This is a genomic window from Massilia sp. Mn16-1_5, from assembly GCF_004798585.1.
Taxonomy (GTDB): domain Bacteria; phylum Pseudomonadota; class Gammaproteobacteria; order Burkholderiales; family Burkholderiaceae_D; genus Telluria.
On record NZ_PPXQ01000009.1, the window covers coordinates 109,271 to 121,729 of the forward strand.

Annotated in this window: 13 protein-coding genes and 1 pseudogene; 7 read left to right on the plus strand and 7 right to left on the minus strand. The window is 64.1% G+C overall.

Annotation, left to right across the window (positions count from 1 at the left end; translation table 11 throughout):
- Positions 1–10: 10 nt before the first annotated feature.
- The 7 genes from hisF (at position 11) to tatC (ending at position 3,619) form a co-directional block, all read left to right on the plus strand.
- Positions 11–772, plus strand: a complete 762-nt coding sequence (hisF, locus tag C2862_RS12475; protein ID WP_136220455.1) for an imidazole glycerol phosphate synthase subunit HisF — start codon at positions 11–13, stop codon at positions 770–772.
- Positions 773–775: 3 nt separating this feature from the next.
- Entirely contained in the window at positions 776–1,189 is a 414-nt protein-coding gene (gene hisI, locus C2862_RS12480) for a phosphoribosyl-AMP cyclohydrolase (RefSeq protein ID WP_136220456.1), read from the plus strand.
- Positions 1,182–1,523, plus strand: coding sequence for a phosphoribosyl-ATP diphosphatase (locus tag C2862_RS12485; protein ID WP_136220457.1), 342 nt, complete (start codon positions 1,182–1,184; stop codon positions 1,521–1,523). The genes hisI and C2862_RS12485 overlap by 8 nt, the downstream gene beginning before the upstream one ends.
- A 97-nt stretch (positions 1,524–1,620) precedes the next feature.
- Positions 1,621–1,995 (plus strand): histidine triad nucleotide-binding protein, encoded by a 375-nt coding sequence (locus C2862_RS12490; protein WP_136220458.1) that lies wholly within the window; start codon positions 1,621–1,623, stop codon positions 1,993–1,995.
- Positions 1,996–2,112: 117 nt separating this feature from the next.
- Positions 2,113–2,352, plus strand: a complete 240-nt coding sequence (tatA, locus tag C2862_RS12495; RefSeq protein ID WP_056341039.1) for a Sec-independent protein translocase subunit TatA — start codon at positions 2,113–2,115, stop codon at positions 2,350–2,352.
- Between the two features lie 12 nt (positions 2,353–2,364).
- Positions 2,365–2,856: a Sec-independent protein translocase protein TatB gene (tatB, locus tag C2862_RS12500; RefSeq protein WP_136220459.1), complete on the plus strand. Its 492-nt coding sequence runs from the start codon at positions 2,365–2,367 to the stop codon at positions 2,854–2,856.
- 7 nt (positions 2,857–2,863) lie between these two features.
- Positions 2,864–3,619 carry a twin-arginine translocase subunit TatC gene (gene tatC, locus C2862_RS12505; protein WP_136220460.1) on the plus strand — a complete coding sequence of 252 codons (756 nt, stop codon included), beginning with the start codon at positions 2,864–2,866 and terminating at the stop codon, positions 3,617–3,619.
- Between the two features lie 49 nt (positions 3,620–3,668).
- Here the strand turns inward: tatC and C2862_RS12510 are convergent, their stop codons facing one another.
- The 7 genes and pseudogenes from C2862_RS12510 to C2862_RS12540 all read right to left on the minus strand — a co-directional run bounded on the left by C2862_RS12510 (position 3,669) and on the right by C2862_RS12540 (position 12,442).
- Positions 3,669–3,923, minus strand: a complete 255-nt coding sequence (locus C2862_RS12510; protein ID WP_136220461.1) for an antitoxin Xre/MbcA/ParS toxin-binding domain-containing protein — start codon at positions 3,921–3,923, stop codon at positions 3,669–3,671.
- A gap of 97 nt (positions 3,924–4,020) precedes the next feature.
- On the minus strand, positions 4,021–5,508 hold the full coding sequence (locus C2862_RS12515; RefSeq protein WP_136220462.1) for an alpha/beta hydrolase: 1,488 nt from the start codon (positions 5,506–5,508) through the stop codon (positions 4,021–4,023).
- Positions 5,509–5,707: 199 nt separating this feature from the next.
- Positions 5,708–6,441: pseudogene (locus C2862_RS12520) on the minus strand (site-2 protease family protein).
- 5 nt (positions 6,442–6,446) lie between these two features.
- Positions 6,447–7,334, minus strand: coding sequence for a DUF2167 domain-containing protein (locus C2862_RS12525; RefSeq protein ID WP_136220463.1), 888 nt, complete (start codon positions 7,332–7,334; stop codon positions 6,447–6,449).
- Positions 7,335–7,517: 183 nt separating this feature from the next.
- Positions 7,518–9,254: a PHB depolymerase family esterase gene (locus C2862_RS12530; RefSeq protein WP_136220464.1), complete on the minus strand. Its 1,737-nt coding sequence runs from the start codon at positions 9,252–9,254 to the stop codon at positions 7,518–7,520.
- A 276-nt stretch (positions 9,255–9,530) separates the two neighbouring features.
- Positions 9,531–10,328, minus strand: a complete 798-nt coding sequence (locus C2862_RS12535) for a CsgG/HfaB family protein (RefSeq protein ID WP_136220465.1) — start codon at positions 10,326–10,328, stop codon at positions 9,531–9,533.
- 155 nt (positions 10,329–10,483) lie between these two features.
- On the minus strand, positions 10,484–12,442 hold the full coding sequence (locus C2862_RS12540) for a DUF885 domain-containing protein (protein ID WP_136220466.1): 1,959 nt from the start codon (positions 12,440–12,442) through the stop codon (positions 10,484–10,486).
- Positions 12,443–12,459 lie beyond the last annotated feature (17 nt).

Sequence of the window (12,459 nt, forward strand, 5' to 3'; positions counted from 1 at the left end):
TGGAAAGACTATGCTGGCAAAACGCATCATCCCCTGCCTGGACGTGACCGGCGGGCGCGTCGTCAAGGGCGTCAATTTCACCGAACTGCGCGACGCCGGCGATCCTGTCGAAATCGCGCGCCGCTACGACGGCCAGGGCGCGGACGAAATCACCTTTTTGGACATCACGGCCTCCTCCGACGGCCGCGACCTGATCCTGCCGATCATCGAGGCGGTCGCCTCCACCGTCTTCATCCCGCTGACGGTGGGCGGCGGCGTGCGCAAGGTCGAGGACGTGCGGCGCCTGTTGAATGCGGGGGCCGACAAGGTCAGCATGAACACCTCGGCCGTGCAGAATCCGCAGCTGGTGTTCGACGCCTCGCAAAAGCACGGTTCCCAGTGCATCGTGGTGGCGATCGACGCCAAGCAGACCGCCCCCGGCAAGTGGGAAGTGTTCACTCATGGCGGCCGCAATGCCACCGGCATGGATGCGGTCGAGTGGGCGATCAAGCTCGAACAGCTGGGCGCGGGTGAACTGCTGCTGACCAGCATGGACCGCGACGGCACCAAGTCCGGTTTCGACCTGGGCCTGACGCGCGCCGTGTCGGATGCGGTCGGCATTCCCGTGATCGCCTCGGGCGGCGTCGGCGGCCTGCAGGATCTGGCTGACGGCGTCCTGCAAGGGCACGCGGATGCGGTGCTGGCGGCGTCGATCTTCCACTACGGGCAGCACACGGTCGGCGAAGCCAAGCGCTACATGGCCGAACGCGGCATCCCGATGCGCCTGGAGTAAATCATGACGACGAATGCCGCATGGCTGAAAAAGGTGCGCTGGGACGAGCATGGCCTGGTGCCGGTGATCGCCCAGGAAGCCGCCACGGGCGACATATTGATGTTCGCCTGGATGAACCGCGACGCCCTGGCGCGCACCGCCGAACTCGGGGAGGCCGTGTACTGGAGCCGTTCGCGTAAAAAACTGTGGCACAAGGGAGAGGAGTCCGGCCATACGCAAAAGGTGCTGGAAATGCGCCTCGATTGCGACGAGGACGTGATCCTCTTAAAAATCGAGCAGAAGGGCGGCATCGCCTGCCATACCGGACGCCACTCCTGCTTCTTCCAGAAGTTCGACGGCGAGGACTGGCAGGCGGTCGAGCCGGTGCTGCAGGACCCGCAAACGATTTACTCGAATACGAAGACAACCCATGAGTGACACCCTGGCGCGCCTGGCGCAGACGATCGAAACGCGCAAGCTGGAAAACGGCGGCGACCCGGCTACCTCCTATGTCGCCAAGCTGTTCTCGAAAGGCGACGACGCGATCCTGAAAAAGATCGGGGAGGAAGCCACCGAGACCGTGATGGCGGCCAAGGATGCGCGCGTCTCGGGCGAGACGGACGGCCTGCTGTACGAAGTGGCCGACCTGTGGTTTCACTCGATGGTGCTGCTGGCCAAATTCGGCTTGAGCCCGCAGCAGGTGGTCGACGAACTGGCGCGCCGCGAAGGCTTGTCTGGCCTCGAGGAGAAAGCGTCGCGCAAGGACGCTTGAATTAAGGCGTGCGTCATTCCAGCGTCATTGTTCTCGTATAAGATTCACCAGATTGACTCGCGGCCTCATTGCCGCAGCAACAGAGACTGGAGACAAGATGGATAACTGCATTTTTTGCAAGATCGCTGCGAAGCAGATTCCGGCCCAGGTCGTCTTCGAAGATGAGGACGTGCTGGCCTTCAAGGACATCAACCCGGCGGCGCCGGTGCACCTGCTGGTGATTCCGAAACAACACATCGACACCCTGTCCGATACGACGGAAGAGCACACGGCCCTGCTGGGCAAGATGCTGGCGCTGGCGCCGAAACTGGCGCGCGAACACGGCGTGGCGGTGACCAAGGGCGCGGACGGCAAGCCTGGCGGCGGCTACAAAACCCTGATCAACAGCGGTCCGAACGGCGGGCAGGAAGTCTATCACCTGCACCTGCACATGTATGGCGGCCCGCGTCCCTGGCGCGGCCTGGGTACCTAGGACTTTTTCTAGGCATCACTAGCGCCGGCTTGGCTTATACTGGTGCGGCAAAGTCACAAACAAGCTGTAACGCAAAGCTGTAACGATTGGGCGCAAGCGCCCACTGAGGAGATCAAAATGGGTTCGATGAGCATTTGGCACTGGGTAATCGTGCTGGTCGTGGTGGTGCTGCTGTTCGGCACCAAGAAGCTGGGCAATGTCGGTTCCGACATCGGCAAGGCCGTCAAAGGTTTCAAGGATGGCGTCAAGGGCGAGGAAGAGAAATCCGCCGCCAATCCGTCGACGCCTGTGCCGCCGAGCCAGGTTGCCGACAAATCGACGATCGACGTCGAAACCCGCGAAAAACACCGTTCGTAATCCGGTCGCCGTATGATCGACCTGGGACTGTCGAAGCTCGCCATCATCGGTGTGGTGGCGCTGATCGTGATCGGCCCTGAAAAGCTGCCGAAGGTGGCGCGCATGGCCGGCACCCTGTACGGTCGCGCCCAGCGCTACCTGCACGACGTCAAGTCCGAGGTCAGCCGCGAGATCCAGCTCGACGAACTACGCAACCTGCAGAAGGAGGTGGCCGACAGCGCCGCCGAATTCCAGTCCGACATCGAGCACCACATGACGAGCAGCTTGCAGGAAGTCGAATCGGCCTGGCGCGGCGACATCCAGCCGAACGTCCCGGCGCCTTCCGCCAGCATGGACGACCTCGAGCGCAAGGCGAAAGACTTCCGGCGCAAGAAGCTGGTACGCTCGTCGGCGGTTCCCGCCTGGTACAAGCACCGCCACGGCGGCAAGACCCGGGTCCTGTCGGGCGCCGCGCGCGTGCGCAAGTTCCGCCCGGGCGTCAAATCTAATTCTTCATTTTTTTAACACCTAGATGACCGACGAAGCGCCAGTCGAAGAAACCTTCATTTCCCACCTCGTCGAACTGCGCGACCGCCTGGTCAAGGCCATCATCGGCGTCGCCATCGTCTGTATCGCGCTGTTCATCTGGCCGGGGCCGAAGGAAATCTACGACTTCCTCGCCATGCCGATGCTGGCTTCATTACCTCCGGGAGCGAAGATGATCGCCACCGGCGTCGTCGCGCCCTTCCTGGTGCCGATGAAGGTGACCCTGATGGCGGCGATCATCGTGGCGCTGCCCTGGGTGTTCTACCAGTTATGGGCCTTCGTAGCCCCTGGCCTGTACGCCCACGAAAAGCGCCTCGTGCTGCCGCTGGTGATCTCGTCCTCGCTGCTGTTCGTCGCCGGCGTCGCCTTCTGCTACTTCCTCGTGTTCGGCCGCGTGTTCCACTTCATTGCCGAATTCGCGCCGTCCTCGATCGCCGTGATGCCCGACATCGAGAACTACCTCGACTTCGTGATGTCGATGTGCCTGGCCTTCGGCGCCACCTTCGAGGTGCCGGTGGTGGTCGTGATCCTGGTGCGCATGGGGATCGTCAGCCTCGAGAAACTCAAGGAAGTGCGTCCCTACGTCATCGTCGGCGCCTTCGTCATCGCCGCCATCGTCACGCCGCCGGACGTGGTCAGCCAGCTGTCGCTGGCTATTCCGATGTGCCTGCTGTTCGAGCTGGGGCTACTGGTCTCGCCGCTGTTCGTGCGGATGACGCAGTCGCCGGAAGAGCCGGCATAAGGAGGTTCAGCGCAAGAAACCGGGCTTGCCCGGTTTTTTTTCGCCTGGGTCAGCGCGCCGGCTTCAGGCCGTGCACATGTTCCAGCACCTCCTGCTCGCGCCCGGCTGCCACCAGCTGCGCCGGGGTCTGCCGGTCAAGCGCCGCCAGCGGCGCTTCCATCCAGACGCTTGCCGCCTCGTCGCTGCCGAGTACACGGCGCGCCTCGTGCATGACGGCGTAATAGGCCTGCGCCTTGCGCGATTGCTGCTGGAAGCGGCCCTGCAGGGCGGCGAGGGCGTCGGAGCTCAGTGGTTTGTCGCTCATGTTGCTGATTCGGTGTCGTCGAAGAAGAGGACATCATACGCGCGCCATAAAAAAACGCCGGCTGATCAAGGCCGGCGTTCTGCGCTTCAGCTCAGGTTCACGGCGCGCTGCATTGCGGCAGCGACGCCCGCACGCGCAACAGGTTGGCGCTGTCGTCCGTCGACGGCGTGTTGTCCGTGAACTGGCAGCCGTACTTCGGATCGGCCACCACCGACGGCGTCAGGACGTCGTCGCCGGCCGGTTTCACGCCTTGCTGCTCCCACTTGGTCATCGCCTCGAAGGCCGACACCTGCTCGGCGATCGTGAAGTCGCAGTGGCTGATGCCGCGGATCGCACGCTGGACCAGCAGATTGGAGGTGCCGTTCGTATCGGCGCGGCGCTTATAGATCTGCTCCATCTTGAACGGCACGTACATGTCGCCCAGGGTGTGGATGGTGACGACCGGGACCTTGATCTGGGCGTTGGTCTTCGGGATCCAGCGCAGGCCGTCGCGGCGCAGGCGGTTTGCCTCCGGCGTGCCCTGCACACGGTAGATCGAGGCGTTATATGCCTGCTCCTCGGCGCTCAGGGCCGGGTCGGCGTCGAGCTGGTAGACGATGTCGCGGGTCGACACCAGGTCCTGGTTCAGGATGCCGTTGACTTTACCGTCGCGCCCGAAGGTGCCCCAGACGGTGGCCTGCAGCGGGCTGGCGTAGGCGTAGTCGAACAGCGGACGCGGGCCGCCGGTCAGGTTCTGCACGATCTGCTTCAGGCGCTGGCCTTCGACGGTCGGCGCGGCCACCGTCGGGAAGCTGGTGAACAGCTTGGCCTGCACCTGCGGGCCGATGGTCGCCCAGTCCGCGACCGGCCAGCTGGTGGCCGGCATGCCGGCTTCGCGCATCGCGGCGGTCTGGTAGGCGGCGAAGTAATCGAACAGTTCGGTGTCGCCCAGCACGCCGCACATCGGCACGGCGCCGTTGTAGCGGATGCGGTTGTTGGCGGTGGCGATGTTTTCCTCGTCCACGGCCGCGGCCGAGATGTGGCCGCCCATCGACACGCCGATGATGTAGGTTTTAAACGGAGCGGCCAGCGTCCGCCCGTTCTGGCGCGCGATGTCGACGAAGTTGATGGCGAGCGCGTTGGTGTCTTCCACGCCGGCGCGCACGTCGTAGTAATTCTTGGTGTAGCTCGATGCGGCCCAGGCATAACCCTGGCTGATCAGGTGACGGCGGATTGCCGGCGGCGAGACCGACAGGTTGGCGCCTTCGCCGGCATAGCCGTGCGCGTACATGACCAGCATGCCGTTCCAGTTCTTCGGCACTTCGACCATGTAGGAGGCGTTGTTCAGCACACCGGTCCAGCGGTCGGTCGCCGGGGCGCCAGCCATGGCCGCCAGCGTCGGCAAGGTCTGGGCCACCGCGAAGGTGCGCGCATCCTGGGCGCGGGTCGATTCCGCTTCCGGCGTGAACGGGATGGGCGTGACGGCGGTTTGCGTCGGTGCCACCCCCGGATCGTCGTCGCTGCCGCCGCAGGCGGACAGGGCCAGGGTCGCCAGCAGCGGCGGGATGAGTCGACGTGAAACGAACGTACGGAGCTGCTTTTTCATTCGTATGTCTCCAATAATTTTATAGTTTTGCACAGCGAAATATGACTTCGCCTAGCGGTTTTATTCTAGAGTTAAACGAAAGGTAATGTAAGCAAAGCACGATCTTGTGAGCATGGTGTGCGAGGAATGAGACGATCGGCAGCGTGCGGGCGAAAAAAAACCGGAGCCGCAGCCCCGGTCATCAAGTGGAGAAACACGTTCAATGCGCCGGACCGAGTTCGGTGTGCAGTCCGTGCACCATCAGGCTCAGGAAGACGATCAGGGCCAGATAGAACACCCCGTAGGTGAACTTGTCTTCATTGCTGACCGCATAGTAATGCTGGTTCGCGGGCGCTAATGCGTCCCAGTTCCAGGCCGCCTTCAACTGCGGCAGCGCGAGGATGGCGACCAGGATCAGGATCGGGCTGGGACGCCAGAAGAAGGCGGCCGCCAGCACCGGCACGCCCAGCAGCCACAGGCGCGGAGAGACGATCGCCGTGATGCGTCCGCCATCGAGCGGGGAAACCGGGATCAGGTTGAACAGGTTCAGGAAGCAGCCCGCATAGGCCAGCGCCAGCAGCAGGCGGCTGTCGAATTCGCGCGCCAGCGCATAGCAGGCGAGCGCTGCCACGCTGCCGGCAACCGGCCCGGCGATGCCGACATAGGCTTCGGTTTCGACGTCCTTCGGCATTTCCTTCATCTCGATCCAGGCGCCGACGAAGGGAAGGCCACCCGTAAAAAAGGGTGGCCGGTCGGCAGGCCGACCGGCAGGCCGCGCTGGCGGGCGGCCAGGAAGTGTCCCATCTCGTGGCAGAAGAGCAGGGCCACGAAACCGGCGGCATACCACCAGCCATAGACGAAGGCATAGGCCAGCACCGACAGCAGCATCGTCCCGCCGCTGGTGAACAGCTTGCCGAGCTTGCCGGCGCTGAGAAGCAGCAGGAGCAGTTTCACGGCCTTTACGCCTTGTCGCGCTTGAAGAATTTGCCGATGGCGGCAAGCAGGCCAAAGGCGGCGATCGCCGCCAGCTTGGCGAACTTGGCCAGGAAAGCCGCGATCACGGCGAACAGGCCCAGCTTCTTGGCGGCGACGCCGGTCACCAGGGCGGCGATGCCGTATTCCGCGACCTTGTCGGTGGAGGCGTTGAAGTCGGCGTAGGTCTTGCCGGGATTGAAGCTGGTCTGGGCCAGCAAGGCCTGGGCGAAGGGTTTATTCGCCGCCAGCGCATCGAAGCCGGACACCAGGTTCATCGACAGATAGCCTTCGCGGCCCAGCACATAGGTGTTGTAGTTGGCGCCGTGCTCTTCGTTCGACGTGCCCTTGTCGCGCGTCTCGATCGACCACACCAGGCGGTGCGCGGCCTTGTCGTAGACCGGCTTCTGGTTCCAGCCGACGATTTCCATCTCCGCCAGGCCGCGCGCCTTTCTCTCCTTGTTGTTTTCCTCGGTGCCTTCCTTCAGGCCAGTCAACAGCTCGTCCGCCTTCCAGTCGGCCGCTTCGTCATCCTTGATGTAGCCGGCCTCGATGTAGCGCGGCACCACGAAGCTGTCGCTGTCGGGCGGGATGATGATGCCCAGGCGGGTCGGGTCCTCGCCGTTGCCCATCGCTTTCAGGAGCTGGCCCGCCTGCGGCTGCGGAATGAAGGCATAGCCCTCGGGGAGCTTCAATTTAGCCTGGCTGCCCAGCGCGATCTCGGCTGGGCCGTTTTGCGAGGCTGCCCGGGCGGCGGCCAGCGCCGTGTTCATCTCGGCTTCCTGGTCGATCTTGCCGTTTTGCGCGTGGCCGGCGCCGCATGCCAGCGTGAATAAGAGAGCCGCGCAGGTGCGCGCAAACAGAGCAGTCTTCATGACTTCCTCGAAAGCGGTGGTTAAAAGAAAGGATGGGCAAGATTGCCCTGCCTCTATTTTAGGCGTCGCAAGGGCGGCGAAAACTCTCCAATTGTTTCCTTAGTGAAAATTTTGATGCGTGTCTATCCCGTCCAGGCAAAAAAAACCGGGGCATCGCCCCGGCAAAGTCCTGCACCTGAGGGGTTACGGGCAACTGCCGATGATGTAGTAGCCGCTCGATGTCTGCGCCAATGTGCTCGTATAAAAGGTGTTGTTCAGGCCCATGTTCTGGTTCGAGCCGTTCGCCAGCGCATAGCCGCCGCTGTTGTGGGCGCGTCCGGCCGTCACATGGGCGTAATTGCTGGATGTCGTCGTCGTGCACACGAAGCCGTCCGTGGTGCTGGCGGTAATGGAGCCGGAGCGCGCGCTTTCCACACCGCCGTTGCCGAGCGCGGAGACCTGGTAGCTGTAGCTGGTGGCCGCCGCCAGGCCGCTGTCGGTGTAGCCGGTGGACGTGATCGCCGTGGCGTTGACTTTATTACCGTTGCGGTAGACGTTGTAGCCGGTGGCGCCGCTCGCCGCGTTCCAGCTCAGGGCGATGCTGTTGGCCGTGCGCGTGCCGGCGGCGAGGCCGGCGGGCGGCTGCAGGGCCGGCGCGCTGCCGACCAGGAACTGCCCAATGGTGCAGGCGTTCGAAGTCAGGCCGGTGCCGCTGTCGGTCGCCGTCACGCTGCCGCTGTAGTAGCCGTCGGCGCGCCCCGTATAGGCTTTGGTAAAACTGGCGCCGCTGCCGGCGGCGGCGTCGTTCACCGGCGTCGGCCCGTTCAAGACCACCTTGTAGCTGCCGATGCTGCCGCTCGCCGCCCCGTTCACGGTGATCGTCGAACCGGACACGCTGGCGCTGCAGGACGTCATGCTCGGCGGCGCCGCGCGCGCCACCCGTAGATTGTTCTTGAACCAGAAATCCATCACGAAGGCCGGATAATTCACCTTGCTGGCGTCGACGAAATTGCTGTTCTGTCCCCCGGTGCCGGCCGGCCAGGCATGGCCCATGCCGGTGACCGTGATCTCCGAGGTGCGTACTTTACCGTTCGCATCCGTATAAGGGATATTGCTGCCGCCCGTGGGTACGCTGACGGCCGCGCCCTTGGTATAGCTGCCGCCATAAACGATGCGCATCGCCGCCGCGTCGAGCGGGCCATAGGCCTGCGCCACCGTGTAGTCGCTGGTGGCCCAGATCACGCCGGCGACCTGGGTCGCGAATTCGGAGACGCTGGTGCCGGCCAGGTTTTTACAATTGTTGGCGGCGGTGCTGGCCGAGTAGCCGGAAGGGACGGCGCCGATTTGAAGAGTGCTCACGCCCGGCGGCGGGCCGGCATTGATGCCGACGCCGGCAAAGATGTCGGGCGCCAGGCAGCCCATCACCATGGTCTGGGCGCCGCCCGAGGACAGGCCGGCGACATACACCTGTTTCGGGTCGATCGCGTACTGCGGGTTGCTCACAAAACGGTTGATCAGGTCGAGCAGGATGCCCGAGTGGCCGGTCGTGCGGCTATGGGTGCTCTTGGCCCAGTCCCAGCAATGCGAGCCATACAGGTTGCCGGTGGCGTTGGGCGCCAGGATCACGGCACCGTATTGGTCGGCCACGCCTTTCCAGTTGTAGCCCTTGTCGGAGGTCGAGTCGATGACGTCGCCGGCCGCGGTCTGGGAACAGCCGTGCAGCACCAGCACCAGGGCGCGCTTGCCGGCGAGGGCCGGCGCAGTGGAGGGCCAATAGTAGTAGCCGGTGAGGGCGCCGCCGTTGACGGTATCGCTGGCCCAGGTCTGGTTGCCGGACCAGGCGCCGGGACCGGCCTGCACTTGCGCCTGGGCGCCGATCCAGGGTGCCAATGCGGCGAGGAGGACGGCCTGGCGGGCCGTCCGCTTGAACGTGAATGCCATTGAAAAGCCTCCGTAGCGTGAAGCACTGCGTAAAGCCCGGACGTGAGGACGCGACGGCGTCGCAGGAGCCGGGATGGGTGACACGGGAAAGCAGGCAGCCGCGCGCGGGGCGCTAGGAGGCGGGCGAGGGGGAATAGGTCATGGCTTGTCTCCGCTGTCTGTATAGTTTTATGGGGCGACGAGAAGTCGCCAAACTTATTCTAGACCTGCGGGGATGGCGCACAAGCGGCGCACAGGCACGCCGTTTGTGCGGTTTTGCACAGCGTAGGGTGAGGGTCAGTTCGTCTTCAGCATCCCGCCATTGCCCATGCCGCCGTCGACCGATTGCGCCTTGTAGCTGCGCACGGCTTTCACCAGCTGGTTGTACGAGTCCATGAAGGAGGCGGCCAGCACCTTGCCCTGCGGGGTGTTACTGAAACCGCTGGCGCCGGCCAGGCCGTGGTGGAAGAAGCCGGCCATCATGCCGAAGTCCCAGTTCTTGGCGCTGCCTTCGGCCGCGGCCAGCTGCAGGCCGGAGCGGTTGTCGGTCAGGAGCAGCATGGTCGAGGCCTCGTTCGCTTTCATCGAGCCGCCGATCAGGGACGCGACCAGGCCGGCGCGCCCGCCGATCAGGGCGCCGTAGTCCTTGGTGCCTTTCGCGCTGAAGGTGACCGAGGGCGTGATGGTGTAGTCGGCGGCGACCATTTGCCCCTTGCCGATGTTGCTGGTCTTGCGCAGCTCTCCCGCTTCCATCAGCGCGCGTTCGGTCTGCATATTGCGGAAGGCCTGGCCGCGCTCGACGATGGCGAAGCAGTTCGACTGCTGCACGATCATGCGCAGCAGGGGAACGGTGCTCTGCATCCGGTATTCGGCGGTGAACTGCTGGATCCAGGGCTGGTTCGCTTCCTCGACGATGGACAAGGTGCCAAGCGTCCTGTCGCATTTTTCAAGCTGCTCGTTGGCGTTGATGGCGGTGGCGCCACCGGCCGCGCCGGTGGCCACCGTCTTCGCGCCGGAGGAACCGATGCCGGGCGTGGTCGAACAGCCGGCCAGGACCAGCGGCAGCAGGAGGAAGGGTAAAACGATCGCTTTCATGCAGGATCCCTTGATCGAGAGGTTGGAGTAAAAAACGCGCAAGCCTCAGATCGTAAGGGGGTGGATTTTCGGGGATTTGTGGGCGCTCAAAAAACGCGGCAGGCAAAAAAAAACCGGAGCACGCGTCTCCGGTCTCTCGCAAGCGCGATCGAGGATCAATCGCGCATCAGCTCCGCGATCATCTTGACAGGCGCGTTGCCGTAGCTGAGGAACTGGTCGTGGAAGGCCTTCTGATTAAAACGCTCGCCCAGGGCCTGGCGGCGCTGCTCGCGCAGTTCCATGATCTCGGCATAGCCGCTGAAGTAGCTGGTCAGCTGCACCGACGACAGCTGCACGCGGCGCCACTTCTCGACTGCTTCCTGGCGCGTCTGGAAGGCCTGGCGCGTCAACAGGTCGAGTGCCTCCTCGCGGCCCATGCCGTTCACGTGCACCGAGTAGTCGAGGATGGTGTTGGTGACGCTGCGCAGGTTCCACTTCGAGTACATCAGCCACATCTCGGGCGCGTTGCCGCCATAGCCCGATTCCAGCATCATGCGTTCGCCGTACACGGCCCAGCCCTCGACCATCGCGCCGTTCCCGAACAGGGATTTCACGAGCGAGGGCGAACGGTTGGCGTGCACCAGCTGGGCGTAGTGGCCGGGGATCGCCTCGTGGATGTTCAGGATCTGCAGGATCCACTCGTTGTACTCGCGCAGGCTGCTCTCGGCCTGTTCGGCCGACAGACCGTCCAGCGGCGTCACGTTGTAATAGGTCTTGTCCTTTGGTCGGTACGGGCCCGGCGCATCGATGCTGGCGCCGGCCACGCCGCGCTGGTACATCGGCGTCTCGCGCACCTCGAGCGGCTTGTCCGGATCGAGCGTCAACAAATCGTTCTTGATCACCCAGTCCTGCAGCATCGGGATCTGCCGGCGGATCTCGGGGAAGAAGTTTTCACGGGCGACGTGGCGGCTTGAGAGACGCTCGATCAGCATGCCGATCTTCTGGAAGCGGTCGTTCGGTTTGCGCACGTCGGCCATGTAGCGTGGCCAGAGTTCGTCCGAGATCGCGTTCATGCGCGTGAGGAGTTCCTCGCGTGCGGCCAGCGCCTTGTTGTACATCTGCTCGGCGCTGCTGGCCGACTGGATCTCGAGCGCGAACTTCTGTTCATACAGCGCCTTGCCGAGCCTGAACGGACGCGCGGTGCCGCTGGCAGCCTGCGTCTTTTCCAGGTTCGTCAGGAAGTCGACATAGCCGAGCACCGCGGAGCCGGCATTCGCGATGCGCTGGGCGAAGATCGCCTTTTCCTGCACGTTCAGGATCGAGTTCTGCACCGCCTGGCCCAGGTCGGCCAGCACCACCAGCGCGCCCGGCGCCTGGGCGATCGCCAGCTGCGTGTGCTCGCGTGTCGGGTTCACGATGCTCGCTTGCGCCGCCTGGTAGTAGGCCGGCACATTGGTCAGGCGTTTGAGGATGGTGCGCAGGCGCTGCGGTTTCGCTGCGTACTCGGTATTCAGGATCAGATCGAGCGGCTGGGCGATGTTGTACAGCGAGGGGTTCCATGCGAACTCGCGCAGCGTGGTCAGACGCCAGCGGTCCGTTTCCAGCTTGTTGATCAGGAGGGCAAGGTCGGTGCGCTGGCGCGGCGACAGCTGGCGCGTGTCGATCTTCCTGAATTTCTCCAGCCATTCCTCGGCGAAGGCGAGCTTTTTTGCGCGCGTGGCGTCGTCCGGAATCGTGAGATTCGCAGCGGCGTCGAACTTGCCGACCGCGATGCCGCCTTCCGGATCGATGCGCCAGAGCGCCGTCAGGTACTGCATGCTGAGGGCGTCGGCGCGGCGGTCGAGGCGTTTTTCGCTCGATGCCGGCGCCTGCACCTGGGCGCGTGCCGGTGCCGCATTGGTAGCAACGGCTGCGACGGCGGCGGCGCCGGCCGCCGCTGCGGCAGCCTTGCCTTTGCCGCCCTTTGCCGGTTTACCCTTGGCCTTGGCGACCGGCGCGGCGGCGCGTTTACTGGACGCCTTGGATTTGACGACCTTGGCCGCTTTCGGCTTGCCGGTCTTGGCTGGCTTGGCGCTAGCTGGCGCCAGCACGAGGCTGGCGATCATGGCTGCCAGCGCGAGTTTCGTTTTCATCATCGTATTCGGCCCGTAAA

What these genes read in the sequence shown, in the direction of transcription:
- hisF (WP_136220455.1), top strand. Translation starts at nt 11, where the DNA reads ATGCTGGCAAAACGCATCATCCCCTGCCTGGACGTGACCGGCGGGCGC.
- hisI (WP_136220456.1), top strand. Translation starts at nt 776, where the DNA reads ATGACGACGAATGCCGCATGGCTGAAAAAGGTGCGCTGGGACGAGCAT.
- C2862_RS12485 (WP_136220457.1), top strand. Translation starts at nt 1,182, where the DNA reads ATGAGTGACACCCTGGCGCGCCTGGCGCAGACGATCGAAACGCGCAAG.
- C2862_RS12490 (WP_136220458.1), top strand. Translation starts at nt 1,621, where the DNA reads ATGGATAACTGCATTTTTTGCAAGATCGCTGCGAAGCAGATTCCGGCC.
- tatA (WP_056341039.1), top strand. Translation starts at nt 2,113, where the DNA reads ATGGGTTCGATGAGCATTTGGCACTGGGTAATCGTGCTGGTCGTGGTG.
- tatB (WP_136220459.1), top strand. Translation starts at nt 2,365, where the DNA reads ATGATCGACCTGGGACTGTCGAAGCTCGCCATCATCGGTGTGGTGGCG.
- tatC (WP_136220460.1), top strand. Translation starts at nt 2,864, where the DNA reads ATGACCGACGAAGCGCCAGTCGAAGAAACCTTCATTTCCCACCTCGTC.
- C2862_RS12510 (WP_136220461.1), bottom strand. Translation starts at nt 3,923, where the DNA reads ATGAGCGACAAACCACTGAGCTCCGACGCCCTCGCCGCCCTGCAGGGC.
- C2862_RS12515 (WP_136220462.1), bottom strand. Translation starts at nt 5,508, where the DNA reads ATGAAAAAGCAGCTCCGTACGTTCGTTTCACGTCGACTCATCCCGCCG.
- C2862_RS12525 (WP_136220463.1), bottom strand. Translation starts at nt 7,334, where the DNA reads ATGAAGACTGCTCTGTTTGCGCGCACCTGCGCGGCTCTCTTATTCACG.
- C2862_RS12530 (WP_136220464.1), bottom strand. Translation starts at nt 9,254, where the DNA reads ATGGCATTCACGTTCAAGCGGACGGCCCGCCAGGCCGTCCTCCTCGCC.
- C2862_RS12535 (WP_136220465.1), bottom strand. Translation starts at nt 10,328, where the DNA reads ATGAAAGCGATCGTTTTACCCTTCCTCCTGCTGCCGCTGGTCCTGGCC.
- C2862_RS12540 (WP_136220466.1), bottom strand. Translation starts at nt 12,442, where the DNA reads ATGATGAAAACGAAACTCGCGCTGGCAGCCATGATCGCCAGCCTCGTG.